The organism is Plantimonas leprariae (assembly GCF_008802405.1).
GTDB classification, from domain to species: domain Bacteria; phylum Pseudomonadota; class Alphaproteobacteria; order Rhizobiales; family Rhizobiaceae; genus Plantimonas; species Plantimonas leprariae.
This window is the reverse complement of the sequence record NZ_VZDO01000002.1, coordinates 204793-230691: the sequence shown is the minus strand read 5'-3', so window position 1 is coordinate 230691 and position 25899 is coordinate 204793. Positions and strand designations below refer to the sequence as shown.

The following is a 25899-nucleotide window of genomic DNA, read 5'->3' as shown; positions in this document are numbered from 1 at the left end:
GCTTATGCCACGTGTGCGCTCGATCCAAAGGCCCCAAGCGGGCCTTTTTTGTTGCCCAAATCCCAGACACGAGTTCAAGACCAATCAGCACCGGGCGATCGGCCGAACCAGCGGCGACCCCGACAAAAGCCAAGCGGACCGATGACGATGACTGCCGGACAACGCAGGATGACGGGCGCCCAGATGGTCGTCCAGGCCATGAAGGACCACGGGGTCGAGCACCTCTTCGGCTACCCGGGCGGCGCGGTGCTGCCGATCTACGACGTCCTCTTCCAGCAGGAGGACGTGAAGCATATCCTCGTCCGGCACGAGCAGGGCGCCGGCCATGCCGCCGAAGGCTATGCACGCTCCACCGGCAAGCCGGGCGTCATGCTCGTCACGTCCGGTCCGGGTGCGACCAACGCCGTCACGCCGCTGCAGGACGCGCTGATGGACTCGATCCCGCTCGTCTGCATCACGGGACAGGTCCCGACGACGCTGATCGGCTCCGACGCCTTCCAGGAATGCGACACGGTCGGCATCACACGGCCGTGCACCAAGCACAACTGGCTGGTGAAGAACGTCGAGGATCTCGCCCGCATCCTGCACGAGGCGTTCTACGTCGCGACCTCGGGCCGGCCGGGACCGGTCGTCGTCGACGTTCCGAAGGACGTCCAGTTCGCGACCGGCACCTATACGCCGCCGGAGCCGAAGCAGCGGCACGAAAGCTACCGCGTGAGGCTCGAGGCCGACATCGAGCGCATCCGCACCGCCGTTTCCATGCTGGAGGGGGCGAAGCGGCCGGTCATCTATTCCGGTGGCGGCGTCGTCAATTCTGGGCCGGAGGCGAGCCGCCTCCTGCGCGAGCTCGTGGAACTGACGGGCTTCCCGATCACCTCGACGCTGATGGGGCTCGGCGCCTATCCGGCGTCCGGAAGGTCGTGGCTCGGCATGCTCGGCATGCATGGCTCCTATCAAGCGAATCTCGCGATGCACGAATGCGACGTCATGCTGTGCATCGGCGCGCGTTTCGACGACCGCATCACCGGCCGCCTCGACGCGTTCTCGCCGAACTCGAAGAAGATCCACATCGACATCGATCCGTCCTCGATCAACAAGACGGTCCATGTCGAGCTTCCGATCATCGGCGACGTCGGGCACGTCCTGTCCGACATGGTCCGGGTCTGGAAGGAGGAGAACTGCCGCGCGGACGGCGAGGCGCTGACCGGTTGGTGGCGGAAGATCGACGGTTGGCGGGCGCGCAACTGCTTCGCGTTCACGCAGGACCAGAAGACGATCATGCCGCAATATGCGGTGCAGCGGCTCTACGAGCTGACGAAGCATCGCGAGACCTACATCACGACCGAGGTCGGCCAGCACCAGATGTGGGCGGCGCAGTTCTACGGCTTCGAGGAGCCGAACCGCTGGATGACGTCCGGCGGCCTCGGCACCATGGGCTACGGCCTGCCGGCGGCGCTCGGCGTCCAGATCGCGCATCCGGACGCGCTCGTCATCGACATCGCGGGCGACGCCTCCGTGCAGATGACGATGCAGGAGATGTCGGCGGCGGTGCAGTACGGCGCGCCGATCAAGATCTTCATCCTCAACAACCAGTACATGGGGATGGTGCGGCAGTGGCAGCAGCTCCTGCACGGCAACCGGCTGTCGCATTCCTATTCGGAGGCGCTGCCGGACTTCGTGAAGCTGGCGGCAGCCTATGGCGGCGTCGGGTTGCGCTGCGAGAAGCCGGGCGACCTCGACGATGCGATCCGCGAGATGATCGCGGTCGACAAGCCGGTGATCTTCGACTGCTGCGTCGCGAACCTCGCGAACTGCTTCCCGATGATCCCCTCGGGGCGCGCGCACAACGAGATGATGCTGCCGGACGAGGCGACCGACGAGGCCGTCGCGGCGGCCATCGACGCGAAGGGCCGGGAACTCGTCTGACCATGAACCGTCCCGTCCAGCCGCCCGCGTCCGCCTATTTCATCGAGGCCGAGAAGGAGCCCGTGGAAGCGCGAACGCTCGCGCTCATCGTCGACAACGAACCGGGCGTCCTCGCCCGGGTCATCGGCCTCTTCTCGGGGCGCGGCTACAATATCGAGAGCCTGACCGTCTCCGAGACCGAGCACGAGAAGCATCTGTCCCGCATCACGGTGGTGACGCGGGGCACGCGCCATATCATCGAGCAGATCAAGAGCCAGCTCGACCGCATCGTGCCGGTGCACCGCGTGGTGGATCTGACGCGCCAGGCCGGCGACGACGGCGAGACGGGGCCGATCGAGCGCGAGCTCGCCATCGTCAAGGTGGCGGGCGAGGGGGACCAGCGCATGGAAGCGCTGCGCCTCGCCGACGTGTTCCGCGCGAAGGTGGTCGATTCCTCGATCGACCATTTCGTGTTCGAGCTGACCGGCCGCCCGTCGAAGCTCGACAAGTTCATCGCGATCATGAAGCCGCTCGGCCTCGTCGAGGTGTGCCGCACCGGCGTCGCGGCGCTGACCCGCGGCGCCGACCCGATGTAACTCGCCGGTCGGACCGAACCTCCGTGACCCTCGACGTCTTCCTGGCGCTGCTCGCCTTCGCCTTCGTGTCGTCCGTGACGCCGGGGCCGAACAACATGATGCTGATGGCGTCCGGCGTGAACTTCGGCTTCCGACGGACCATCCCGCACATGCTCGGCATCGCCGTCGGGTTCGTGGCGCTGCTGCTTTCGGTCGGCTTCGTGCTCGGCGGGCTGCTCGCCGCCTACCCAGCGCTGGAGAAGGCGATGAAGTGGCTCAGCGCCGCCTATCTTCTCTGGCTCGCCTGGAAGATCGCCTCCGCGCGTGGGATCGGGACGGGCAAGGAAACCGCCCGGCCGATGACGTTCACGGAAGCCGCCCTATTCCAATGGGTGAACCCGAAGGCGTGGACCATGGCGCTCGCGGCGATGGGCGCCTACACGAACGCGACCGCGCCGGGGCTGTCCGTGCTGATCGTCAGCTTCGCATTCGGCTTGGTCAATTTCCCGAGCGTGTCGGTCTGGACGACGTTTGGCGTCGCGCTGCGCAGCCTGCTGGCGAATCCGCGAAGGCTGCGAATTTTCAACGTCGCGATGGGCGTGCTGCTCGTCGCGTCTCTATGGCCGATGCTGCGGCACTAGGTCGATCGTTCACCTTGTGTTCACGGCCTGTGAGCGCTATATCGAGATAGGTGAGGAGCGACGATTGGCGTTCGACATTCGCGACGAGCGGACGCTCGTTCTGATACGAGAACTTGCCGCAAGGCACGGGATCGACCTCGAAGAAGCAGTTCGAGTGGCCGTGGAAAACGAGCTTTTATCGGGGAAGCCAGAGCGGCGCCCTGGGAAGATTTCATAGCTCCTGCCCAAACGCGCGGTCGAGCTACTCGGGCACGGCGTCGTTGTGGCAAGATTGTGCGGTTTCACCGCCGGCGCGCGAGTTCGGTGAAATCGACAGTAGGGACCTCGCCTGATCGATGCAGTTCTCGCCGCAACAGGACGATGCGTTGAAGGCGGTTGGCGATTGGCTGAAGTCGGGCGGCCAGCAGGTCTTCCGCCTGTTCGGCTATGCCGGCACCGGCAAGACGACGCTCGCCAGGCACTTCGCCAGCCACATCGACGGCACGGTGCAGTTCGCGGCCTTCACCGGCAAGGCGGCGCAGGTGCTGCGCTCGAAGGGCGCGAAGAACGCTCGCACGATACACTCCCTCATCTATCGCCCGCGCGGCGAGGAAACGGTGGAGGACGAGGAGAAGGGCACCTCGCGCGTCTCGCCGACCTTCTCGCTCAACCGGCAGAGCCCGATCGCGAAGTCGAAGCTGATCGTCGTGGACGAATGCTCCATGGTGGACGAGCCGCTCGGCCGTGATCTTCTGTCCTTCGGCAAGCCGGTTCTGGTGCTCGGCGATCCCGGCCAGCTTCCGCCCGTCTCCGGCGGCGGCTTCTTCACGGAGGCGGAGCCCGACTTCCTCCTGACGGAGATCCATCGGCAGGCGCGGGACAACCCCATCGTGGCGCTGGCCCAGACCGTCCGGGAAGGCGGTACGCTGGACTACGGCGACTTCGGCGCGGCGAAGGTCATCTCCCGGCGCGACGTGGAGCGTGAGGCCGTGATGAAGGCGGACCAAGTGCTGGTCGGCACGAACCGGACGCGCCGGCGCTACAATGCGAGACTGCGGGAGTTGAAGGGCTTCGACGGTCCGCTGCCGCGTGCCGGCGACAAGCTGGTCTGCCTGCGCAACGACCCGGCGAAGTCGCTGCTGAACGGCTCGCTCTGGCAGGTGATGACGGCCTCGCCGGAATCCACCAAGCCCGGCATCAACCTGATCGTGCGCCCGGAGGAAGACGATGTCGATCAGGGCGCCGCGAAGATCAAGCTGCTGAAGTCGGCTTTCGAAGCACCGGACGACGAGGTGGCATGGGCGCTGAAGAAGCGTTTCGACGACTTCGACTTCGGCTACGCCCTGACCGTCCATAAGGCGCAGGGCTCGCAGTGGAACGACGTCATGCTGTTCGACGAGAGCTGGGCGTTCAAGGACACTCGCGAGCGCTGGCTCTATACCGCGATCACCCGAGCGGCTGAGAAACTGACCGTCGTCCGCTGAGGCGTCCCGCGTCTGGTGAAAGCGGAACCCGACGGCGAATGGTGCTTGTCACGTCATCGGTGTCACGCTAAACCGCCGTACCGTAACGTACGGTACGGATGGAATGAGCGCACGCGTCGGCGAAGAAGCGGATGGAGGCGAGCCGAACGCGCGGCAGCGCGACGTGCTCGATGCCGCGCTTTCGCTTCTCGTTGAGGGGAGGGTGGCGCTGACCATGGCCTCCGTCGCCGATCGGGCGAGTTGCTCCAAGGAAACGCTCTACAAATGGTTCGGCGGACGCGACGGTCTCCTGACCGCGACGGTACGATGGCAGGCCGCGAAGGTCCGCGCCGTTCCCGTTCCCGCCGAGGGTTTCGATGCCGGAAGCCTTCGCGAAAGCCTGGGGCATTTCGCGCGCGACTGGCTGGAGACGATCACCGGCGTCACCTCGGTCGCCCTCAATCGTCTCGCCATCGGTGAGGCTTCGGACGCCGCGGGAACGCTTGGCCGCATCGTCCTGAACAACGGACCCTTGGCCATGCGGCACCGGCTGATGCCGGTGCTCGAAGCCGGGCGCTCGGCCGGTCTGATCCGGTTCGACGACGGCGAGAACGCGTTCCGGACGTTCTTCGGACTGGTCGTCGGAGACCTGCAGATCCGCCTCCTGCTCGGCGAGGCCGCCGTCGCGGCCCGCCGCACGATCGCCGAGGACGCGGCGCGCGCCGTCGATCAGTTCCTTGCCCTCCACGAACCCGGCCGGCCCGCGGCGATGCCGCGCGGCATCGGGCCTGAAACCGCTCAGCAACGGAAGGAAACCTGAGATGCGTGTCTACTACGATCGCGATGCCGATCTGAACCTCATCAAGTCGCGAAAGGTCGCCATCGTCGGCTACGGCAGCCAGGGCCGGGCCCATGCGCTGAACCTCAAGGACTCCGGCGCGTCCGAGGTCGCGGTGGCGCTGAAGCCGGGTTCGGCGACCGCCAAGAAGGTCGAGGCCGACGGCTTGAAGGTGATGACCGTCGCGGAAGCCGCCAAGTGGGCCGACCTCCTGATGATGGCGACGCCGGACGAACTGCAGGCGGACATCTACCGCAACGAGATCGCCCCCAACATCCGCGACGGGGCGGCCATCGCCTTCGCGCACGGCCTCAACGTCCACTTTAACCTCATCGAGCCGAAGGATACGATCGACGTTGTGATGATCGCGCCGAAGGGTCCGGGTCACACGGTGCGAGGCGAGTACCAGAAGGGCGGCGGCGTGCCGTGTCTGGTCGCTGTCGACCGGAACGCCTCCGGCAACGCGCTGGAACTCGCGCTGTCCTATGCCTGCGGCGTCGGCGGCGGTCGGTCGGGCATCATCGAGACGACGTTCAAGGAAGAGTGCGAGACCGACCTCTTCGGCGAGCAGGTCGTGCTGTGCGGCGGCCTCGTCGAACTCATCCGCGCCGGCTTCGAGACCTTGGTCGAGGCGGGCTACGCGCCCGAGATGGCCTATTTCGAGTGCCTGCACGAGGTGAAGCTGATCGTCGACCTCATCTACGAGGGCGGCATCGCCAACATGAACTACTCGATCTCGAACACGGCCGAGTGGGGCGAGTACGTTTCCGGCCCGCGCATCATCACGGCCGAGACGAAGGCCGAGATGAAGCGGGTGCTGCGCGACATCCAGACCGGCAAGTTCACCTCCGACTGGATGCAGGAATACCGGGCCGGCGCCGCGCGGTTCAAGGGCATCCGCCGCGTGAACGACTCGCACCAGATCGAGGAAGTCGGTGCCACGCTCCGCGGCATGATGCCCTGGATCAAGCAGAACGCTCTCGTCGACAAGACGCGCAACTAATTTCTTAACGATTTACGCGGTGGGAGGCCCTGCCTCCCGCCGCTTAACGCGCCGGTAACCGGCTCCGAGCAATATCGTGCGGTCTCCATTGGAACGGGCTGCCGTGAGCCTGCTGAGCAACGTACCGCCGGAAGTACTCGAGGACGACGACCCGGAGCGCCGGATCGCGCCGCGCATCAAGACGTTGAAGCGCGCGAAAGTGTACTTCAACAACATGAACTCGACGTTCGACTGCATCGTCCGCAACATATCGTCGACCGGCGCTCTGCTGACGCTCGACGAGTCGGCGCACCTGCCGCGCGAGTTCGGCGTGCGGATCGGCGAAACCAAGGAACTGCGTCCGGCTCGCCTCGTCTATCGACGCGGCATGCTGGCCGGCATCCACTTTCTCGATTCGGCGGAGCACGAAGAGGCGCCTTCGCCGTACGTGCATGACGAGCCGAAGCCGTTGCCGAGCCATGCCGAACCGAGATCGGAAGACATCCTGCGGATCGTGCCGCGCGCCCTGCCGCTGGCATTGATCCGCAACGTCCGTTGGTTCTGAACGAAGTCGCGTTCCGCCTGCAGCGGGGGTTCGTTTGCCGCGTTTTCGAGGTAGACAGACGACGAACCGCCGCATATATAGCGGCTCCTCGCTGGCGGTGCTCAGGTGCTGACGGTACGGTTCGGGTGCATAGCTCAGTTGGTAGAGCAGCTGACTCTTAATCAGCTTGTCCTAGGTTCGATCCCTAGTGCACCCACCAACACTCCGTAGCTTCATCGCATTTAGAGCTAACGCGACGCTACGTCGTAAGCTTGTCTTTCCGCACGGTCTGGTTCGTCGTCGCTCGTAGGTGAGGGAGACGGGTGCTCAGCCGCCATCGCCTCCCTCCTCGTGGCATCTTCTTCCTCCGAAGCGTCGGGATCGATGGCCGCGAGCTCGCGAGCCGCTTCGACGAGGCGCGCGATGGACTGGCAGAGGCCGTCCAGCAGCATCAGCAGCGTATCGTCGCCGGTCAAAGGCCGCATCGTGGTTTCCGCGTTGGGCAGAAAGCGCTCGTTCGACGGCACAGCATGTGTCGAAGCGTAAGCTTTATCACACCTTTGAGGTGTGTCGCGCGAAATCTTGGGCAGCTTGCGCCTGACGCCTGGATCGACGAGCGCGAAGCCGCTGATGGGCCGCGGCAATGGCAGGCGACGCACGTTCGGCGCTTGTGCTCGGCGCTCGATGGAACCCGATGTCGCCGCCGTTCTTACAGGGACGACGGATCCGATCGCGGCGTATGGAGTAGTTCGATGGCCTATTCGCACCGACCCATCGCCGCGGCCGTCGTCGGTCGATCGCTTTATGCGATCCTGGCGGCGTTTCCGATCGCCTGTTTCACCCTGACGCTTGCGACCGACATCGCTTTCTGGCGCACGTCCAACCTCATGTGGCAGTACTTCTCGGCCTGGCTGCTGTGCGCCGGTCTCGTCTTCGGGGTGCTGGCAGCTCTGGTTCGGCTGTTCGACTTCATTCTGCGGCGCGAGGTCCGCGCCATCGGGGCGGCCTGGGCGCATGCGATCGTCGGCGCGGTCGTCCTCATCCTCGCGATCGTCAACAGCTTCGTCCATGCCGGCGATGGCTGGACGGCGGTCGTTCCATACGGTCTGGCACTCTCTGCCGTCACCGTCGTCCTGATGCTGGTCGCGGCCGTGCTTCGGCGGGCCATGGTTTCGCGCGCATTCGAAATGGGCAACGTCTATGGTTAGCCGCTTCATCCGCTCCCGGCCGCTGCTGCTCGCCGGCTGCAGCCTGTTCCTGCTGGCGGCCGCGGGCTGCAACGGCGGTGGTAGCGGCGACTTCGACGTCTCGACGCAGATCGGACCCGACCCGCAACTGCCGCCGCCGAGCCCGTCGCTCGCGCCGGACCTCAAGGTTGCCGAGGTCGTCGGCTGGCAAAACGGTGCGATGCCGAAGGTGCCTGATGGATTGATCATCACGCCCTATGCGACCGACCTCGCCAACCCGCGAACGGTTCATACGCTGCCGAACGGGGACGTGCTGGTGATCCAGTCGCGAGGGCCGGAAAGCGAGCCGCTGAGCCGGCCGAAGGACATGATCCGCGGCTGGATCATGTCGATCGCCCATGGCGATGGCGGCCAGACGCCGAAGAAGAGCAACGCGATCACGCTGCTGCGCGACACCAACCGCGACGGGAAGGTGGACGAGCGGTTCGACCTGCTGCACGACCTTCATTCGCCTTTCGGCGTCGCCTGGGCCGATGGCACGCTCTATGTCGCCGCGACGGACGCGATACTCGCCTATCCGTATCAGCTCGGCGAGACGTCGATCAGCGCGCAGCCGCGTGTGCTGACGCCGCTTCCCGGCGGTCCGATCGACCATCACTGGACCAAGGATCTCGCCCTCAGCCCCGATGGCAAGTATCTCTATGCCTCGGTCGGATCGAACTCCAACATCACCGAGAACGGGCTGGAAGCGGAGAAGGGGCGGGCCGCCATCTGGCAGGTCGATCGCCAGACCGGCGCGGCGCGCGTCTATGCGTCCGGGCTTCGCAACCCGAACGGCCTGACCTTCCATCCGGATACCGGCGTGCTGTGGACGGTGGCGAACGAGCGGGACGAACTCGGTCCGAACCTCGTGCCGGACTACATGACATCCGTGAAGGACGGAGCATTCTACGGTTGGCCGTGGAGCTACTACGGCCAACATGTCGACGAGCGGGTGCATCCGCCGAGACCCGATATGGTGGCGAAGGCGATCCCGCCGGATTACGCCCTGTCCAGTCACGTCGCCGCTCTCGGGCTGACCTTTTCGAACGGTTCGGCATTGCCCGGTCCGTACGCGAACGGCGCGTTCATCGGCGAGCATGGAAGCTGGAATCGCGACGCCTACAACGGCTATAAGGTCGTCTTCGTGCCGTTCGAGAACGGCAAGCCTACCGGCAAGGCGCAGGATTTCGTCACCGGCTTCCTTGATGGCGACGACGCCCGGGGACGACCGGTCGGCGTCGGGATCGACGGCACCGGCGCTCTCCTCGTCGCGGACGATGCCGGCAATGTGGTCTGGCGCGTGGCGGCTGCCGATGGTTCGGTGACCCCGAAGCCGGTCGCGACCGACACGGTTTCGCAGGCCGCCATCAGCGCGTATTCATCGGCGCCGATTGCTCAGCCGGCGGTCGTCGCCAGCGCGCCGCCGAGCGGCAGTCCGGCTCCGTCGGCCTCTTCGGACGAGCAGTTGACCGGGCAGCAACCGGCACCGTCGGGGTCGGGCAACTCGGTGCCGCCGCCCTCCCAGACCCAGATCGCGCCGACGCAATAACCGCGAGGCCTCAGTGCCTCCACGCCGGTGAAGCAGCGATCAGTCGGCGAGCGCGACCGGTGCGCCGCTGACCGGATGCCGCACGACGTTCATCGCGACGCCATAGACGTCGTGAAGACGCTTCGGCGCCATGAACGCCTCCGTTTCTTCCGAGGCGACGAGACGGCCGGCCTTCAACGCGATGACCCGGTCGCAGAACCGCGCGGCCATGTTGACCTCGTGCAGCACCACGAAGACGCCGAGGCCGCGCTCGCGGGCAAGACGCCGCAGCAGTCCGAGCACTTCGAGCTGGTGCGCGATGTCGAGCGCGGAGATCGGCTCGTCGAGCAGCAGCCACCGTGCGTCCTGCGCCACCAGCATCGCGATCCACACGCGCTGGAGCTCGCCGCCCGACAGCGTGTCGACCTCGCGCTCGGCGAGCGAAACGACGTCGGCGAGCGCCATCGCCTCCTCGACCTTCCGCCGGTCGTTGTCTGTGAAGCGGCCGAGCGCGCCATGCCAAGGATAGCGGCCGAGCGATACGAGTTCGCGGACGAGAAGGCCTGTTGCTGACGGCGTCTCCTGCGGCAGATAGGCGACACGGCGCGCGAACTCGCGCTCGCTCCAGTCGCCGAGCGGCCGGTCGCCGAACCGGACGCTTCCCGCGCTCGGCTTCGTCTGGCGGGCAAGCAGCTTCAACAGCGTCGACTTGCCTGAGCCGTTCTTGCCGAGAAGCGCGACGATCCGGCCGGGAGGGACGTCCAGCGTCAGCGGGTGGAGGAGCGTTCGGCCCGCGACGGCGAAGCTCAGTTCGGCTGTCGCGAAACCATGCGAGTCGTTATCGGATTCGGTCGATAGCAAGATCATGCCTCGCGGCGTTGGAGCAACCAGAACATCAGCGGCGCGCCGACAAGCGACGCCATGATCCCGGTCGGAAGCTGGAACGGGAAAGCCAAGACGCGTCCGAGCCAGTCCGCGACGACGAGGAGCGCCGCGCCGACCGTGACGCTCGCGATCACCGCCGGCACCGGTCGCACCACGCCCATCAGGCCGGCGATGCGGGGCGCGAGCAGGCCGACGAAGGTGAGGGGGCCGACGATCGGCGTCGCTGCGGCGGTGGCTCCCGCGACGAGCACGAGGAGAGCGAAGCGCACCCGCGGGACCGGCACTCCGAGAGAGCGCGCCGAAGCCTCGCCAAGCGGCAGGACGGCAAGCCAGCGTGCCGCGGCGACCGTGCCGGCGCAGAACAAGGCGGCCAACGCCACGGTTCGGAAAGCCTCCGCTTCGGTGACGGTGCTCGTCGAGCCACCGAGCATGGCGAGAAGCATGATCGCGCGCGGATCGCCGGCCGCCGAGAGGAACCCGATGAAGGCATCGAGCAGCGCGTTGATGGCAACGCCCGCCAGCAGAACCCGCTCGGGCGCGAAACCGGACCGCCGGGCGAAGGCGAGGATGGCGACCAGCACGACGAACGCGCCGACGGCTGCCGGCAGGAAGTTGCCGCCCGGCAATGCGGGCATCGACGTCAGTATCGCGAGCGCGACGGCCAGGATCGCGCCGCCGCTCACGCCGAGCAGTTCGGGGCTCGCCATCTCGTTGCCGCTGAGGCGCTGAAGCGCGAGGCCGGCCGCGCCGAGAAGCGCGCCTGCCGCCGCAGCAGCAACGAGGCGCGGCCAGCGCCAGGGAAGGATTTCCGCCCAGCGATCTGCCGCAAGCCACTGCCAGTCGCCGTTCGGCGCCCGCCCGAACAGTAGCGCGACCGCGACGAGGACGCCCAGCAGGAGGATCGCCGCGGCAACGCCCGCACGCGTTCGAGGCACGTCGTACCGGGGCACCATCCTGCCCGCGTGAGGCGCGGAGAGGAGGCGAAGGCGCGGCAGGAGCCAGAGGAGGATCGGCGAGCCGAGCACCGCCGTGACGACGCCCGTCGGCAGCAAGTCGCCATAGCTGCCTGCGGCGAGTTGCACGGCGAGATCCGTGAGAAGCAGGAGAAGCGACCCGATGATCGCCGACCAGCCGAGGCGGGCGCCGAGGCCGCGCGCGCCGCCGAGCCGAGCCGCCAACGGCGCTACCAGGCCGACGAAGCCGATGACGCCGACCGCAGCAGTGACGAAGGCCGCCAGGGCGAGCGCCACGCCGAGGGAGGCGACGCGGATGGTGACGATGGAAAGCCCCAAGCCCCGCGCCGCGTCCTCGCCGAGGTCGAGCAGACGAAGCGGCCGGAGCAGAAGGAACAGCGGAACCAGCGTCAATGCCAGCCGCAAGGCGAGATCGATTGCCGGCTGCCAGCTCTGCTGCGCCAGCGAGCCGCTGCCCCAGATGAACAGGCTGGCGAGCCAGCGGCTGTCGAGCAGCGTCAGGGTTCCCGCGAGTGCGCCGCAGTAAAGGGTGACGACGAGCCCCGCAAGGACAAGCGCCAGAGGCGCGAAGCCACGGCGGCGGGCGAGCATGAAGGTCAACAGCGCCGACGCGACGCTGCCGACGATCGCAACCACGTCGCGCCCGACGCCGATCAGCGCGGGCGAATAGAGCGTCGCGATCGTCAAGGCCAGCCGCGCGCCAGCGTCGAGGCCGATCGTCGTCGGCGAGGCGAGGGGGTTGCGCAGCACCTGCTGCAGGATGGCCCCGGAAACCCCGAGCGCACTACCGCAGAGCAGCGCCATCGCCAAACGCGGCAGGGTCGCGTTCAGGAAAACGATGCGTTCGGCGTCGTAGCCGGCGGCGCCTTCCGGGGACAGCACATGCAGAAGAGGATCGCCGACGACCGCCGCTGCCGCCAGCGCCGCGAGCAGCGCCAGCGCTGTGGCAAGAAGAGTCAGCCGCTTGTCTGCCACGGCAGCGAGGCTCGCGCTCACGTGGCCACCCGCTCGAGCTCATCCGCAAGGAGGCGGGCGCAGCGCAACGACGACAGCATCGCGCCGAAGGTGAGGACCGGGGGCAGCGTCGACATCCGTCCATCCCGCACGAAGGGAAGCTCGCGCCAGATCGGGCTGCGGGCCAGCGTCGGCAGCGCATCGGGCGGTATCGGCTCGAAGGCGATCAAGCGGGCGCCGGGGCTCGCGGCGAGATTTTCCACGCCGACGGTCGCGAAACCCCAGTAGTTCGCCTCCCCTTGGAAGGCGTTCTTCAAGCCGATACGGTCGAGAACCGACTGGTACAGCCCATCACCGCCATAGACGCGGACATGCCTGGCATCCACGAAGTTCACCAGGAGAAGCGGCGGCGGTGCGAGTCTGCGCATCCGTGCCGCGATGGCATCGAACTCCCTGTCCGCCTCCGCGATGAAACGGGCCGCACGGTCGGGGCGCCCCAGCCGTTCGCCAAGGAGGCGCGTCGCGTCGTACGACCGCGCGAACGGTGTCGCGCCCTCCTCGTAGATCGAGACCCGAAGCGTCGGCGCGACGCGCTGAAGGGAGGAAAGGACGGGATCGAGCCAGGGCGTCGTCAGGATGAGATCGGGCCGCAGCTCCGAAATAAGCTCGAGATTCGGTGCCTGCGGGAGCCCGACATCGACGATCTCGGCCGGCAACGCCGGTTCCACGACCCATTCCTGCCAACCCTCCCGTTCGGCAAGGCCGGCGACCGGAACGTCGAGCGAGAAGAGGATTTCCGTGAGAGCGTAGTCCATCGAGACGATGCGCGCCGGGGCCTCGGCTGCGGACCGCCCAGGCCGGGCGAAAGTCGCTGCTGCTCCTGCGAGGAAGGCGCGACGCGTCCAGCCGCGGAAGAGCTGCCGCGGGCAAGGACCATCGGGCGTCTCCGCATCGGAGCGACGGACCGCCTCCATTTCGATGGGGCAGCGAGAGGAGATGAGTTCCAACGATCCAAGTCCGTCCGGGGACGGGGACGCAGCCCCGCCGACACTTCGATGGCGCGACGTGCTCGACCGTGCATACGGCGCCGAGCGGATCACCCCCTTGATGCGCCGTTTCTTGACTCAATCATTCATGTTTTGCCAGCGCCTCGAGGGATGCGGGCAGACTTTCTGGCCGCTGGCGCGAGCAACTACCCTTGGGTATCCGGAGCAATTATACTTCGAAACACTAGATACGTGTACGCTCACCGTTTTCACGGCCTGTCGACGCACTCATTGTCCGCCGACGCTTGATCGTGAATCTCGCGTACGTAAAGATCTGGATTGTCGTTGTGGAATGCGCGTCGCCTCGCTTGGCGATGTAATTCCGGTCGTCGGTCCAGACGTCGCCCACAACGTTCGCAAGTTTCGCCTGCTTCGTTGCCTTAGCGAGAATGTGCCGAAACCGAATCCGTCACTTCACATGTTTCCGGCGCTAGCCGAACTGCCCTAATGTCAGTCGAAGAAAAACTTCGGGTCCGACTATCATTGCAACCAAAAGTTGATCTCTATGAAAGCATCATTAATAAATTCACGTTACTGTTAACGCTGCTGAGGTTTTCTCCAATCTGTCCTTGGGTGTTGCGTATGCTTGGATTGTCGTCGTCCGACCCGGAGAATGTACTCACTGCGATAAACAAATCCCTGGCCGTAATCGAGTTCGATCTCGCCGGCAAGGTCATTACCGCGAACGAGAATTTTTGCGCGGCGATGGGCTACGACCGATCCGAGATCGTTGGCCAGCCGCATGGAATGTTTCTCGATTCGGAATATCGCCAGAGCGCCGACTATAAGGAATTCTGGGCACGGCTCGCCGCCGGCGAATTCGTTTCGGGAGAGTTCAAACGCCTCGCCAAGAACGGCCGCGAGGTCTGGATTCAGGCTTCCTACAACGGTGTCTCCACGAGATCCGGCAAGGTCTACAAGATCGTGAAGTTCGCCTCGGACATCACGGCCGCGAAACTGGTATCCGCCGACAACAAGAGCCAGATCGACGCGATCGGCAGGGCGCAGGCCGTGATCTCCTTCACGCTGGACGGCCACATCCTCGGAGCGAACCAGAACTTCCTTTCGACGGTCGGCTACGATCTGCACGAGATCGTCGGTCAACACCATCGCATGTTCGTGCCGCTGGAGGAGGCCAACTCGCCGAGCTATGGGGAGTTCTGGGCCAAGCTTCGCGCCGGCGAATTCGTCGCGGCCGAGTTCCAGCGCGTTGGGAAGGGCGGACGCGAGGTCCATATCCAGGCTTCCTACAACCCGATCTTCGGCCCTGACGGACGCGCCGTGAAGGTCATCAAGTACGCGACCGACGTGACCGAGCGGGTCGCGGCGGTTCGCCGGCTTGGATCCGCGCTCGAGAACCTCGCTCACGGGGACCTCGAGCAGCGCATCGAGAAAAGCTTCGGTTCCGGACTGGAACCCTTGCGCGAAAGCTTCAACACCTCGGTCGAGACGCTGCGGGATGCCATGCGGGCGGTGGGCGAGAAGGCTCATGCCATGGAAAGCAACGCCAACCAGATCCGCATGGCCGCCGACGATCTGGCCCGGCGCACGGAGCAGCAGGCTGCAGCACTCGAGGAAACCTCCGCCGCGTTGTCCGAACTCACCGGCGGCGTTGCGCAGGCGAGCAAGCGCGCCGAGGAAGCCGGGAACCTCGTTTCGCAGACGAAGGGCGATGCCGAGCGCTCCGGCGCGATCGTCGGCAACGCCGTCGCCGCGATGAAGCAGATCGAAACGTCGTCGGACGAGATCGGCAAGATCATCGGGGTGATCGACGAGATCGCCTTCCAGACGAACCTGCTGGCGCTGAACGCCGGCGTCGAGGCGGCGCGGGCCGGCGAGTCCGGCCGTGGTTTCGCAGTGGTGGCGCAGGAAGTCCGAAGCCTCGCGCAACGCTCGGCGGAAGCCGCCAAGGAAATCAAGCAACTGATCTCGACATCGCATGCGCAGGTCGAAACCGGCGTCGATCTGGTCGGACAGACCGGCGAAGCGCTGAACGCGATCGTGGCGAAGATCGTCGAGGTCAACCGGCATGTCGCGTCGATCGTCGAGACGTCGCGCGGTCAGGCCACCGGCTTCTCGGAGATCAACGTCGCCGTCGGAACTCTGGACCAGGGAACGCAGCAGAACGCCGCGATGGTCGAGCAGTCCACGGCGGCGAGCAACGAGCTCGCTTACGAGGCGAGCGCACTCAACACGCTGGTGCAGAAGTTCAAGGTCGGCTCGCCGGCGACAGGCGCCGCGAGGCATCGCTCCGGCTCGGCCGTGCACGGGTTGCAGAGCGAGGTCGTGCAGGCGTTCGCGGCCGGTGGACGACGCTGATCCGCCGCTCGGCACTTCGGTCGGGACCCGGCGTCGCCGCAGTGCGGCGCCGTTTCGCCGCTCGGACGGCGCAACAGCTCCAGCCGAGCCTCGTCGGTTCTGATCGCCGTGATGAGTTCTGCGCGTCGGCATCGCCATGACCAGGTATCGTAAGCGCTTCTGGGCTTTGGCCGCCTTCCTGGCGGCGCTGGCGGGCTATGTCGACGCCATCGGCTTTCTGAAGCTCGGCGGGCTTTTCGTGTCCTTCATGAGCGGCAACTCGACGCGATTGGCCGTTGCTCTCGGCCTGCGCTCGCCGGAGGTGGTCGTCGCCGGCGGGCTGATCACGGCGTTCCTCGGCGGCGTGATCGCCGGATCGCTGGTTGCGGCGATCGCGGGAGCGATACGAAAGCCCGCGGTTCTCGTGCTGACGACTTGCCTTCTCGCCGGCGCGGCCGCTTTCGACGGCTCGCCTGGCGATTTTCGCGTGACGGCTCTGATGGCGGCGGCAATGGGATGCGCGAACTGCGTGTTCCAGCGCGACGGGGAGGTCAGCGTCGGGGTCACGTACATCACCGGGACGCTGGTCAAACTGGGCCAGCATCTCGCCGCGGTACTACTCGGCAGGGATCGCCTCGGCTGGGTGCCCTACCTGCTGCTGTGGAGTGGGCTCGTCACCGGCGCGGTCGGGGGAGCGAAGCTCTATACCCTCACCGGGGCGGCCGCCCTGTGGATCGCCGCCGTCGTCGCCGGCCTGCTGGCGGTCGTCGCCTGGTTGCTCGGTCCGGCGCAGCCGATCAAGAGTGTTGCATCGGGGCAGCTCGCGGATCGGACGTAAACCCGACCTTCCGCAGCGCCCGCGAGGTAATGTCAGTCGTCAAGTCCGCCGAATTCGCGAGTTGAGGCGTGCTCCCGAACGAGTTCGATCATCCATGTCGCCATGAAGGCGATCGCGACTGCGCTGGCGATGAGAGGGGTGGCGAGAGTGATCATCGGCGGGATCGTCTCCGGTCGTTGCGTCTGCGTGCCTCTTCTTAGAGGGCGACGACCTTCGAGCCCGCGAATCATTTGCATCGAATTCTAGGCAATCGCCGATTTTTCGCGGGACGGCGAGATGCGTGACGCCGTCGATCAGTTCGTCCGACCCGAACGGCAGCGCTCGTAGGCACGATCGCCTTCCTGCTCGGCCCGAAGCCGGTCGAAGCCGTTCGCGCCGCCGCCGTTGCCGTTCCTAGCAGCCTCGATCCGGCTGACGGCGGTCTGCTGGGCGTAGGTCCGGCAGAATTCCTCGGAACCGCGCGGCGCGGTGTTCGGCCCACGATTTACATGGACCGCAAGCTGGCTCACATCCGTCATCGGACCGCTCGTACAGCCCGCGAGACTGGCGAGAGCTATGATGGCAAAAGCGCGCAATTCGGTCGATCCATTCGTGCAAAGGGCTGCCGCGAATGTAGGAACGGTTCGATGGCCTTGCACGCATCGATGATGCCGCGAGCGTTCACGGAGAAGCGAGGCCAGCGACCCCATCCTCGGCGAGCGCGCCGAGACGAGGCAGAAATGCCGCGCACGATAGCTACGCCCGGTCGACAGGACGCGCTGAAAAAGCCGATAGGAGAGTGAAAGGTCGACCGCCGTGACGCCAAGCGATCTGCACGGTGGAAGCCGCGTCGCAACAGCTGTGAGGTCGCTCTAACCCTTCCGAGTGATGGACCTCAGACGCGCAAACGCGAACCGCTGCGGCGGTGCCTGCAGCGGTTTCGAGTAGTTTCCGGTTCTTCCCGACCCGCCGTCCCGCGAAGCGGGAAGGGCAGGCGAGGGAGCGTCAGGCAGTCGCGGTCAGCCGCGAGCCTTCGGCTTCGCCTGCGGGAGGAGGCCTTCGCGCTGAGCCTGCTTGCGCGCAGCCTTGCGGGCGCGGCGAACGGCTTCCTGCTTCTCACGCGCGCGGCGCTCGGACGGCTTCTCGTATGCCTGGCGGGACCGCATCTCGCGGAACACGCCTTCCCTCTGCAGCTTACGCTTCAACGCCCGGAGCGCCTGCTCGACGTTGTTGTCGCGAACCAGTACCTGCAACGATCTCTCCTTGGAGGGGGCCGGCAGCGCCGGCAGTTGTTCTGTCGCCCGCGGCCAAGTCGGTCGCGGGCGCTAGTCTATCGTATCGTCAGCCGACGAGCTGGAGATTGCCGGCGGACGTCTTGCCGCTGCGGCGATCGGTGACCAGCTCGTAGGAAATCTTCTGACCATCGTTGAGGCCGTTCAGACCCGCCCGCTCGACCGCCGAGATGTGGACGAACACATCCGCACCGCCGGCATCGGGGGTTACGAAGCCGTAGCCCTTCTGCGAGTTGAACCACTTCACGGTGCCGGTTGCCATGGACCGTCCTTTCGAAAGCATGCATTCTCTGCCCCCGACGGATCGGGCGAGCAGATATCGACCTTGCGCGTGGGGAAGCGGCGGCTGAGCGTCGCTACAGCACCGCATGCAGCCTTATGACCCAAAGCCGCCGATTTGCCAAGCCGTCGCGCGCGTCGCGAAACCGCCGAACGGCGTTTTTTGTTTCGCCTGCCGACGAAATCTTCGTCCTCGCAAGCTTCGCCGCAGCAAAAAGCCCTCGCCGGACCTCCGCCGCCGCGTGCTCGAAAGTCTCTTAGCACTTTCGCAGCACCGGCATCGTAGGCTGCAGCATCGTCGCCGCCGCCGGAGGTTCCGCGTTTGCGCATCGCCATCGTCGGGTGCGGCTTCGTCGCCGATTATTACATGACGACGCTCGTGAACCACCCGGACCTCGCGCTGGTCGGCGTCTTCGATCGCGACGGCGACAGGGCCGCGCATTTCGCGTCCTTCCATCGAACGCGCGCGTTCGCGAGCCTCGACGAGCTGCTCGCCGATCCGTCAGTCGAGATGGTGCTGAACCTGACGAATCCTGCCAGCCATCACGCGGTGTCGTCGGCGGCCCTCGCGGCCGGCAAGCATGTCTGGAGCGAGAAGCCGCTGGCGATGGACATCGGCGACGCGCAGCGCCTCGTCGATCAGGCGTCGGAGCGGGGCCTTGCGATCGCGTCGGCTCCGGCGACGCTTCTCGGCGAATCGGCGACGGCGATCCGCAAGGCGCTTCGCGACGGCGAGTTCGGCCGCGTTCGGCTGGCCTATGCGGAAATGGAGGACTCGATGGTCTTCCGCGAGAATCACCGGCAATGGCGCAGTCGTTCGGGACTGCCTTGGCCGGCCGAGGACGAGTTCGCGGTCGGCTGCACGCTCGAACATGCCGGCTACTACCTGACCTGGCTCTGCGCCTTCTTCGGCCCGGTCGCGGAGATGACCGCCTTCGCGACGCGCCTTTTCGACGACAAGGGGACCGGCCAGCAGCCGGAAAGCCTCGCCAACGACCTGTCCGTCGCTTGCTTCAAGTTCCGCTCGGGCACCGTCGCCCGCCTGACCTGCGGCCTGGCCGCTCCGGTCGACCGGTCGCTGCACATCGTCGGCGACGAGGGGATGCTGTCGCTTTCGGACGGTTGGAACAACCGGTCGCCGGTGTTCCGGCGCGACCGGCACGGACGCGCGACGAGCCGCCTGCCGAAGCTCGGCAAGGCGCTGGCCGTCGCCGAGCGCCGGCTGCCGTTCCGGCAATGGTTCGGACAGCGTCTGCCGCTCGGGCCTGCCCGGCCGGTGACGCCGCCGCCCGCCTCGCGCATCGACTTCGCGCGCGGCCCGGCGGCGGTCGCGGCGGCGGTGAAGGCGGGTCGGACGCCGCCGATCACCGCCGACTTTTCCCTGCATGTCACCGAGCTCTCGCTGGTGGCGCAGGCGGCCGACCGCTATCCGATGCCGTATCGGCCCGTCTCAAGCTTCGAGCCGCTGCCGTTTTTCGAACAAAGCTGAGTTCGCCATCGCGGCCTCCGCCGCTTCCACGATGCGGATGACTTCGATGCTCTCGGCCAGCGGCATGACCGGACTGTCCGCATGGCCGGCGGCCAGGCACTCGGCGAAATGGTCGGCCTGATACTGCAGGCCGGTGCCGAGAAAGAGCGTCTGTATCCGGCGGGCGCGGAGCGGACGCAGTATGGACTTGGCCGATGCAAGCCAGGGAAGACGGCCGAGGGGCGGCATGCCTTCGTCCTCTTCCAGGCGTTCCGTGCCGTGCGGCGGCGCGGGACGCAAGCTCAGGAGGGAAGGCGACAGGAAGGGCGCGTCGGTGGCGAGCGTTCCGCGGTCGCCGGTGATCGCGAGGACGTTCGGCCCGGTCGACCCGAAGCCGCAGCGGATCGACGCTATCGCGTTCCTGTATGACAGCGCGACGCCCGCATCCATTACGTTGCCGGCGGCCGCGATCCTTTCGGGCGAACCGAGCAGTTGCACCGCCAGCGACAGCGGATAGACGCCGAGGTCCAGAAGGGGGCTTGCCTGCGGAGCGTCGTTGCGGAACGCCAGGCTCGCATCCACCGCGCGCACCGTGCCGACCGAGCCCTCATCGACGAGCGATTTCAGGCGGCGCATGCCGGGGGTGAAGCGCATCCACATCGCCTCCATCGCCAGCAACCGGGTGTCGTCCGCCGCGTGTCGGATGCGCTCCGCGTCGGCCGCGGTCGTCGCGAGCGGCTTCTCGATCAGCACGGGCTTGCCGGCGGCGAGGCAGCGGAGCGTTTGGGGAAGGTGGTCCTCGTTGCGGCCGGCGACATAGACCGCACCCACGCGCGGGTCGCGAAGCACGGCGTCGAGGTCGCCGGAAGCCGCAGCCGGATCGATGGCCGCCGCCAGTCTCGCCGCACGCTCCGGCGTTGCCGAGGCGACGGCCACGACACGGCCTCGCTTCGCATGCCGCATGTCGGCTGCGAATCGTCGCGCGATGGCGCCGGTGCCGGCGATCGCCCAACCGAGCTTCGACCCATCCACGCGCGCAGGATCTCCGAAGGACTAGCGAACCGCCAGCCTTGTCGCCTGCGAACCGGCGGGATGCAAGGCGACGCCTCTTGTCAGTTTCCGCGCGTTTCCTGGCGCCGCATCGGCATGGCGTCGACTGTGCCGAAGAGGTCGCGCGCGGCGATCGGTTCCGACGAGCGGCGTTTGATGCCGCCGTCCTTGCCGACGAGGATCACCGTGAACGATGCGGCGTCGGCGACACCGTAGGCGGAACGGATGTCGGCACTCGGCACCGCCCCCACCCCGGGCACGCTGACCTCGCCGTCTTGCGGAACGCGGATCAGCAGCATGTCGCGCTCCCTCAACCCTTCGTCCGGCAGAGCGTCGCGCTGCCGGCGCTCCCGTTCGGTGTCGCCCTGAGTGAACACGAGCAGCAGCCGCTTCTGCCAGCGAAGCCCCTCCAGCGGTTCGCCGGAAGCCGCGCCCGCCATGCCGAGAACGGTGGCCGCCACCATCGCGATCCTCCATGGTATCCATCTGCCCATGCGCTGCGAACGAGGAGCGGCGGCAGCGGTTTCGTCGCATTTTCACGATTCGCTGAAGCCGGCGCTAACCAGCCGCGCAGAACGACCGCGCCGACAGGCCCCGGAAGGCGTTCCGTTCACGACCAGGAAACGGCTTCCGTGGAACTTACCACGCGGAACGCACGGGACTTTGCCGTGTCGAATGCGATCAGGGGCAACGATGGACATCCGTGCACCGCAAGCGGATCGACCGATCTATGTCGACCTCGACGGCACGGTCGCGAAGACCGATCTGCTCTGGGAGTCGCTGTTCACCCTTGCCCGACAGAAACCTCACCTCCTACCGCTCGTGCCTTTCTGGCTGGCGTCCGGCAAGGCCCGCCTGAAGGCGGAACTCGCGAACCGCATCGATTTCGACCCGTCGCTGCTGCCGTATCGCGACGAGCTGGTCGCGGAACTGGCGAAGAGCCAGGCGCGCGGTCGCCGCGTCGTTCTCGCCACCGGCGCGAACCGCAAGCTTGCCGAAGCAGTCGCCGAACATCTCGGCGTCTTCGACGCGGTGATGGCGAGCGACGAACAGGTGAACCTCACCGCGCACCGCAAGCTCGAACGCATCGTCGTCGCCGCCGACGTCGACGGCTTCGACTATATCGGCAACAGCCACGAGGACATCTGCCTGTTCGATGCCGCGGCCGAGGCGACGGTCGTCGCGCCGGACCGGCCGGCGGCGGGCTGGCAGCGCCGCACCGGCGCGCACGTCCTGCCGGGCGCGGACTTGAGCGAGCGCCTGCGCGGTCTCGTGAAAGCGATGCGGCCGCACCAGTGGACGAAGAACGTCCTGATCTTCGTGCCCGTGGCGTTGGAGCACCGCTACCTCGAATTCGGATCGATGCTCGCGGCTTTCGCGGCCTTCATGGCGTTCTCGCTGGCGGCCTCGTCGGTCTATATCGTCAACGACCTTCTCGACCTCGCCTCAGACCGCCGCCACAAGACCAAGCGGAACCGGCCGTTCGCCAGCGGCGCGGTACCGATCCCGACCGGCCTGATACTCGCGGCCGGGCTCGTCGGAACATCGGTGCTGATCGCCTCGATGCTCACCTGGCAATTCCAGCTCGTCCTGGCCGGCTATCTCACGCTGACGACGCTCTATTCGGTCGCGCTGAAGCGGATGCTGCTTCTCGACGTGCTGGCGCTTGCCGGCCTCTACACGGTGCGCATCCTCGCCGGCAGCGCGGCGACCGAGATCAGCCTGTCGTTCTGGCTGATGGCCTTCTCGATCTTCTTCTTCCTCTCGCTCGCCTTAGTGAAGCGCTACACGGAACTGCTCGACTTCGGCACGGGCGCCGAGCGCTCGAAGACCGGGCGCGGCTACGTCGACTGCGACCTCGAGATGATCGGGCAGGCCGGCATCGCCTCCGGCTTCGCGGCGACGCTGGTGCTCGCCCTCTACATCGACTCGCCGACGGTCCAGAGCATCAACTCCGTGCCCTGGATCTTGTGGCCGCTCTGCCCGCTGGTCCTCTACATCATCGTCCGGATCTGGATCCTCGCCCGTCGCAACCAGATGCACGACGACCCGGTCGTGTTCATCCTGCGCGACTGGCGCTCGCAGATCATGATCGGCCTCGGCGCGGCGCTGTTCGTCGCCGCCGCGTACATCTGACGCTTCCCCGAACCCGCTCGAACCCCGAAGGACATCCGCGGATGGCCAAGTATCTGCCGTTCATCCTCTTCACGGTGTTCACCAATGCCGCCGCCCAGCTTCTCCTGAAATACGGCATGATGAACATCGGCTCGGCCGCGTTCGCGCATTCGAACATCGTACTGAAGCTCCTCGGCATCGTGTTCAGCCCCTGGGTCTTCCTCGGACTCTGCACCTTCGTCGTGTCGATGGCCTCGCATCTCTTCGTCCTGTCGAAGGTCGAGCTCTCCTACGCCTATCCCTTCCTGTCGCTCGCCTACGTCGTCGTCGCCGTCGCCACCTGGCAGCTCTTCGGCGAGGCGATGAGCGCCTCCCGCGTCGCCGGCATCGCCTTCATCTGCCTCGGCACCGTCTTCATCGCGGGAGGCGGCTCGAAGCCGCACGGCGAGGCGGATGCCGTCGCAATCGCCCAATCCGACAACCAGATCTCCGAGGTCGCACGATGAAGCACATCATTTTCGGGGGCGACGGTTTCGTCGGCCGCCACTTGGCGGCGCGCCTCGTCGCCGACGGCGAGGAAGTCGTGGTGGCGGACATCGTCAGGTCCGACCTGCCGCACTACGGGCAGGCGCGCTTCCTCCACACCGACGTCACCGATCCGGCCGCCGTGCGCAGCGTGCCGATGGCGGCGGAGGACATGGTCTACAACCTGTCGGCCAAGATGCTGTCGCCGATCCAGGTGCGGGCGAAGCGGCACGAGTTCTTCTACCCCGTGAACTACCACGGCACGAAGCACATCATGGAGGCGATGGAAGCCGCCGGCGCCGGACGGCTCGTCCACTTCACCACCGACATGATCTACGGCCACACGGTGGTGACGCCGATGACGGAGGAGCATCCGGTCGCGCCGCTCGGCGAGTACGGCATGTCGAAGCTGGAAACCGAGCACCTCGCCGCCGACTTCCGCCGGCGCGGCATGCGCGTCTCGCTGTTCCGTCCGCGCCTGATCATCGGGCCGGGGCGGCTCGGCATCTTGGAGAAGCTGTTCAAGCTGATCGACGCGAACCTGCCGGTTCCGATGATCGGTTCGGGCCGCAACCCGTACCAGTTCATCTCGGTCTTCGACTGCGCGGAGGCGGCTCGTCTCGCCTGGAAGGCGGGCGTGCCGAACGAGGCCTACAACCTCGGCTCGCTGAACCCGCCGCCGGTGCGGAAGCTCCTCCGCGACCTCGTCCGCCATGCCGGCTCGCGCTCGGTGCTGCTGCCGACGCCGGCCTGGGCGGTGAAGCGCACGCTCGACGCCCTCGACCGGCTGAACATGCCGATCATGGACCCCGAACAGTACCTTATCGCCGACGAGGAATGCGTGCTCGACGTGTCGAAGGGCGGCCGCGACCTCGGCTGGGTGCCGCAGTACCGCGACGAGGACATGCTGATCGCCGCCTACAGCGAATACCGCTCGAAGCAGAACGCGTTCCGTCCGGCCGCCCGCGTCGCCGCCGTTCCGGCCGAGTAAGAGGAGAAGCCACCATGCTCGACCGTCCGACCATCGACGCGCCGTTTCTCGACGAGGCGTTCCGCCACGGCCCCGACAAGCCCGCCAACATGCTGACCGTCGCCGATGCCAAGGCGATGGACATCCGCACCATGGCGGACCTGTTCAAGGATCACATCAACCCCGGCCAGTTCCACTTCATGAAGCTGCTCGGCTTCCATAAGGTGAAGGTCGAGCGCGCCGAGGGCATGTTCTACGTCGACCAGAACGGCCGGCGCATCCTCGACTTCTTCGGCGGCTTCGGCTCGCTGGCCTTCGGCCACAACCATCCGCGCATCCTCAAGGCGCGGAAGGAGTTCCAGGACGAGAAGCGGCACGAGATCGCCATCGCCTTCCTGTCGCAATACGCCGCGGCGCTGGCGAAGAATCTCGCGCTCGTCAGCCCCGGCGACCTCGACATGGTGTTCCTCGGCTCCTCCGGCTCGGAGGTGATGGAAGCCGCGATCAAGGTCGCCGAGCGCGCGTCCGGCCGGAAGAACTGCAAGATCGTCCATGCCGAGAACTCGTTCCACGGCAAGACGAAGGGCGTACTTTCGATCACGGACTCAACGCTTTACCAGGGCGAGTTCAAGCTCGTCGGCAACAGCTACAAGGTGCCGTTCGGTGACCTCGAAGCCCTGACGCGCTGCGTCCAGAGCCATCCGGACATCGGCGTCGTGGTGCTGGAGACCGTGCAGGGCGGCGGCGGCATCATCGAAGCCTCGACCGACTACTGGCGCGGGGTGCGGGCGCTCTGCGACCGGCACAAGGTCGTCTGGGTCGCTGACGAGGTGCAGTGCGGCTATGGCCGGACCGGCACGTTCTACGCCTTCGAGCGGCACGGCGTGATCCCGGACGTCACAGCGCTGGCGAAGAGCTTCGGCGGCGGCAAGGCGGCGATCGGCGCAATGGTCGCGCGGCGCGACGTCTACATGAAGGCCTACGGCACGCCGAAGACCGCGATGATCCACGCGCATGCCACCTTCGGCGGCATCGGCGAAGCGTCGGTCACCGCGATCGAAGCGCTGAACACGCTCTACGACGAGGACCTGATCGGCAATTCCGGTCTCGTCGGCAGCTACCTGATCGAGCGGCTGAACGACATCCGCGAGAAATATCCGACCATCGTGAAGGAGGTGAGGGGGCGTGGCCTGATGGTGGGGCTGGAGTTCCACGACTTCTCGCGCACTCTGCCGCTGGCGCTTCGCCCGATGGTCGCGATCCTCGACGACAAGCTGAAGGGCTCACTGTCCGGGTTCGTCGGCGCGCTGCTGCTGCGCGACTACGACTGCCTGGTGGCGTTCACGGAGTACAACCGCAACGTCATCCGCCTGGAGCCGCCGCTGATCTGCACGCACGAAAACGTCGACCAGTTCTGCGACGCCCTCGACAACCTGCTCGGACGCGGCATCGTCGGGATCGTCAAGGACTTCATCAAGACGCAGATCGGCTGAGCCGCAAAGGCTGGAAGACAGCGGAGGCCGGGCGGAAGCCCGGCCTTCT

The 25899-nt window shown here is 66.5% G+C and carries 25 protein-coding genes and 1 tRNA gene; 17 read left to right on the top strand and 9 right to left on the bottom strand.

What is annotated here, in order from left to right; genetic code table 11:
• Positions 1 to 147 precede the first annotated feature (147 nt).
• The 10 genes from F6X38_RS03660 (at position 148) to F6X38_RS03615 (ending at position 9705) form a co-directional block, all read left to right on the top strand.
• Positions 148 to 1926, top strand: coding sequence for an acetolactate synthase 3 large subunit (locus F6X38_RS03660; RefSeq protein WP_150968184.1), 1779 nt, complete (start codon positions 148 to 150; stop codon positions 1924 to 1926).
• A 2-nt stretch (positions 1927 to 1928) separates the two neighbouring features.
• Positions 1929 to 2501, top strand: coding sequence for an acetolactate synthase small subunit (ilvN, locus tag F6X38_RS03655; protein ID WP_150968183.1), 573 nt, complete (start codon positions 1929 to 1931; stop codon positions 2499 to 2501).
• A 23-nt stretch (positions 2502 to 2524) separates the two neighbouring features.
• A complete protein-coding gene (locus tag F6X38_RS03650; protein ID WP_150968182.1) occupies positions 2525 to 3121 on the top strand; it encodes a LysE family translocator in 597 nt (198 codons plus the stop codon).
• Between the two features lie 335 nt (positions 3122 to 3456).
• Positions 3457 to 4584 (top strand): ATP-dependent DNA helicase, encoded by a 1128-nt coding sequence (locus F6X38_RS03645; protein WP_150968181.1) that lies wholly within the window; start codon positions 3457 to 3459, stop codon positions 4582 to 4584.
• 103 nt (positions 4585 to 4687) lie between these two features.
• Positions 4688 to 5383, top strand: coding sequence for a TetR/AcrR family transcriptional regulator (locus tag F6X38_RS03640; protein ID WP_150968180.1), 696 nt, complete (start codon positions 4688 to 4690; stop codon positions 5381 to 5383).
• 1 nt (position 5384) lies between these two features.
• Positions 5385 to 6404, top strand: a complete 1020-nt coding sequence (gene ilvC / locus F6X38_RS03635) for a ketol-acid reductoisomerase (RefSeq protein ID WP_150968179.1) — start codon at positions 5385 to 5387, stop codon at positions 6402 to 6404.
• A gap of 103 nt (positions 6405 to 6507) precedes the next feature.
• Positions 6508 to 6948, top strand: coding sequence for a PilZ domain-containing protein (locus F6X38_RS03630; protein WP_150968178.1), 441 nt, complete (start codon positions 6508 to 6510; stop codon positions 6946 to 6948).
• Between the two features lie 123 nt (positions 6949 to 7071).
• A tRNA-Lys gene (locus F6X38_RS03625) sits at positions 7072 to 7147 on the top strand.
• Between the two features lie 532 nt (positions 7148 to 7679).
• Complete coding sequence (locus F6X38_RS03620; RefSeq protein ID WP_150968364.1) at positions 7680 to 8135, top strand: DUF2231 domain-containing protein; 456 nt, start codon at positions 7680 to 7682, stop codon at positions 8133 to 8135.
• The gene (locus tag F6X38_RS03615) at positions 8128 to 9705 is read left to right on the top strand and encodes a PQQ-dependent sugar dehydrogenase (RefSeq protein WP_150968177.1); all 1578 of its coding nucleotides are present in this window, start codon (positions 8128 to 8130) and stop codon (positions 9703 to 9705) included. The genes F6X38_RS03620 and F6X38_RS03615 overlap by 8 nt, the downstream gene beginning before the upstream one ends.
• A gap of 39 nt (positions 9706 to 9744) precedes the next feature.
• Here F6X38_RS03615 and F6X38_RS03610 read toward each other — a convergent pair whose 3' ends face one another.
• From F6X38_RS03610 to F6X38_RS03600, 3 genes are read right to left on the bottom strand one after another with little or no spacing between them, the layout of a single operon-like run.
• A complete protein-coding gene (locus F6X38_RS03610) occupies positions 9745 to 10551 on the bottom strand; it encodes an ABC transporter ATP-binding protein (RefSeq protein WP_150968176.1) in 807 nt (268 codons plus the stop codon).
• Positions 10548 to 12539, bottom strand: coding sequence for a Fe(3+)-hydroxamate ABC transporter permease FhuB (gene fhuB, locus F6X38_RS03605; RefSeq protein WP_246191177.1), 1992 nt, complete (start codon positions 12537 to 12539; stop codon positions 10548 to 10550). The genes F6X38_RS03610 and fhuB overlap by 4 nt, the downstream gene beginning before the upstream one ends.
• Positions 12536 to 13312, bottom strand: coding sequence for an ABC transporter substrate-binding protein (locus F6X38_RS03600; protein ID WP_246191199.1), 777 nt, complete (start codon positions 13310 to 13312; stop codon positions 12536 to 12538). Before F6X38_RS03600 ends, fhuB begins: the two co-directional genes overlap by 4 nt.
• Positions 13313 to 13990: 678 nt before the next feature.
• Between F6X38_RS03600 and F6X38_RS24060 the strand changes: the two genes are divergently transcribed.
• Together F6X38_RS24060 and F6X38_RS03590 are read left to right on the top strand one after the other, a co-directional pair.
• Entirely contained in the window at positions 13991 to 15862 is a 1872-nt protein-coding gene (locus F6X38_RS24060) for a methyl-accepting chemotaxis protein (protein WP_281353045.1), read from the top strand.
• A 166-nt stretch (positions 15863 to 16028) separates the two neighbouring features.
• A complete protein-coding gene (locus F6X38_RS03590; RefSeq protein ID WP_246191176.1) occupies positions 16029 to 16679 on the top strand; it encodes a YoaK family protein in 651 nt (216 codons plus the stop codon).
• Between the two features lie 32 nt (positions 16680 to 16711).
• Here the strand turns inward: F6X38_RS03590 and F6X38_RS24055 are convergent, their stop codons facing one another.
• The 4 genes from F6X38_RS24055 to F6X38_RS03575 form a co-directional block, all read right to left on the bottom strand.
• On the bottom strand, positions 16712 to 16834 hold the full coding sequence (locus F6X38_RS24055; RefSeq protein WP_281353044.1) for a hypothetical protein: 123 nt from the start codon (positions 16832 to 16834) through the stop codon (positions 16712 to 16714).
• 138 nt (positions 16835 to 16972) lie between these two features.
• On the bottom strand, positions 16973 to 17197 hold the full coding sequence (locus tag F6X38_RS03585) for a hypothetical protein (RefSeq protein WP_150968174.1): 225 nt from the start codon (positions 17195 to 17197) through the stop codon (positions 16973 to 16975).
• 480 nt (positions 17198 to 17677) lie between these two features.
• Positions 17678 to 17911: a 30S ribosomal protein S21 gene (gene rpsU / locus F6X38_RS03580; RefSeq protein ID WP_150968173.1), complete on the bottom strand. Its 234-nt coding sequence runs from the start codon at positions 17909 to 17911 to the stop codon at positions 17678 to 17680.
• 88 nt (positions 17912 to 17999) lie between these two features.
• Complete coding sequence (locus tag F6X38_RS03575) at positions 18000 to 18212, bottom strand: cold-shock protein (protein ID WP_150968172.1); 213 nt, start codon at positions 18210 to 18212, stop codon at positions 18000 to 18002.
• A gap of 339 nt (positions 18213 to 18551) precedes the next feature.
• Between F6X38_RS03575 and F6X38_RS03570 the strand changes: the two genes are divergently transcribed.
• On the top strand, positions 18552 to 19718 hold the full coding sequence (locus tag F6X38_RS03570) for a Gfo/Idh/MocA family protein (protein WP_246191175.1): 1167 nt from the start codon (positions 18552 to 18554) through the stop codon (positions 19716 to 19718).
• Here the strand turns inward: F6X38_RS03570 and F6X38_RS03565 are convergent.
• Positions 19680 to 20729 (bottom strand): Gfo/Idh/MocA family protein, encoded by a 1050-nt coding sequence (locus F6X38_RS03565; RefSeq protein WP_150968171.1) that lies wholly within the window; start codon positions 20727 to 20729, stop codon positions 19680 to 19682. The genes F6X38_RS03570 and F6X38_RS03565 overlap by 39 nt on opposite strands.
• A gap of 80 nt (positions 20730 to 20809) precedes the next feature.
• Positions 20810 to 21211: a DUF4174 domain-containing protein gene (locus F6X38_RS03560; protein WP_161992601.1), complete on the bottom strand. Its 402-nt coding sequence runs from the start codon at positions 21209 to 21211 to the stop codon at positions 20810 to 20812.
• A 229-nt stretch (positions 21212 to 21440) separates the two neighbouring features.
• Between F6X38_RS03560 and F6X38_RS03555 the strand changes: the two genes are divergently transcribed.
• The 4 genes from F6X38_RS03555 to F6X38_RS03540 all read left to right on the top strand — a co-directional run bounded on the left by F6X38_RS03555 (position 21441) and on the right by F6X38_RS03540 (position 25850).
• Positions 21441 to 22883, top strand: a complete 1443-nt coding sequence (locus F6X38_RS03555) for a UbiA family prenyltransferase (protein ID WP_150968169.1) — start codon at positions 21441 to 21443, stop codon at positions 22881 to 22883.
• Between the two features lie 41 nt (positions 22884 to 22924).
• Positions 22925 to 23368 carry a DMT family transporter gene (locus F6X38_RS03550; RefSeq protein ID WP_150968168.1) on the top strand — a complete coding sequence of 148 codons (444 nt, stop codon included), beginning with the start codon at positions 22925 to 22927 and terminating at the stop codon, positions 23366 to 23368.
• Positions 23365 to 24378 (top strand): NAD-dependent epimerase/dehydratase family protein, encoded by a 1014-nt coding sequence (locus F6X38_RS03545; protein WP_150968167.1) that lies wholly within the window; start codon positions 23365 to 23367, stop codon positions 24376 to 24378. The genes F6X38_RS03550 and F6X38_RS03545 overlap by 4 nt, the downstream gene beginning before the upstream one ends.
• An 89-nt stretch (positions 24379 to 24467) precedes the next feature.
• On the top strand, positions 24468 to 25850 hold the full coding sequence (locus F6X38_RS03540; protein WP_246191197.1) for an aspartate aminotransferase family protein: 1383 nt from the start codon (positions 24468 to 24470) through the stop codon (positions 25848 to 25850).
• The last annotated feature ends 49 nt before the right edge of the window (positions 25851 to 25899 follow it).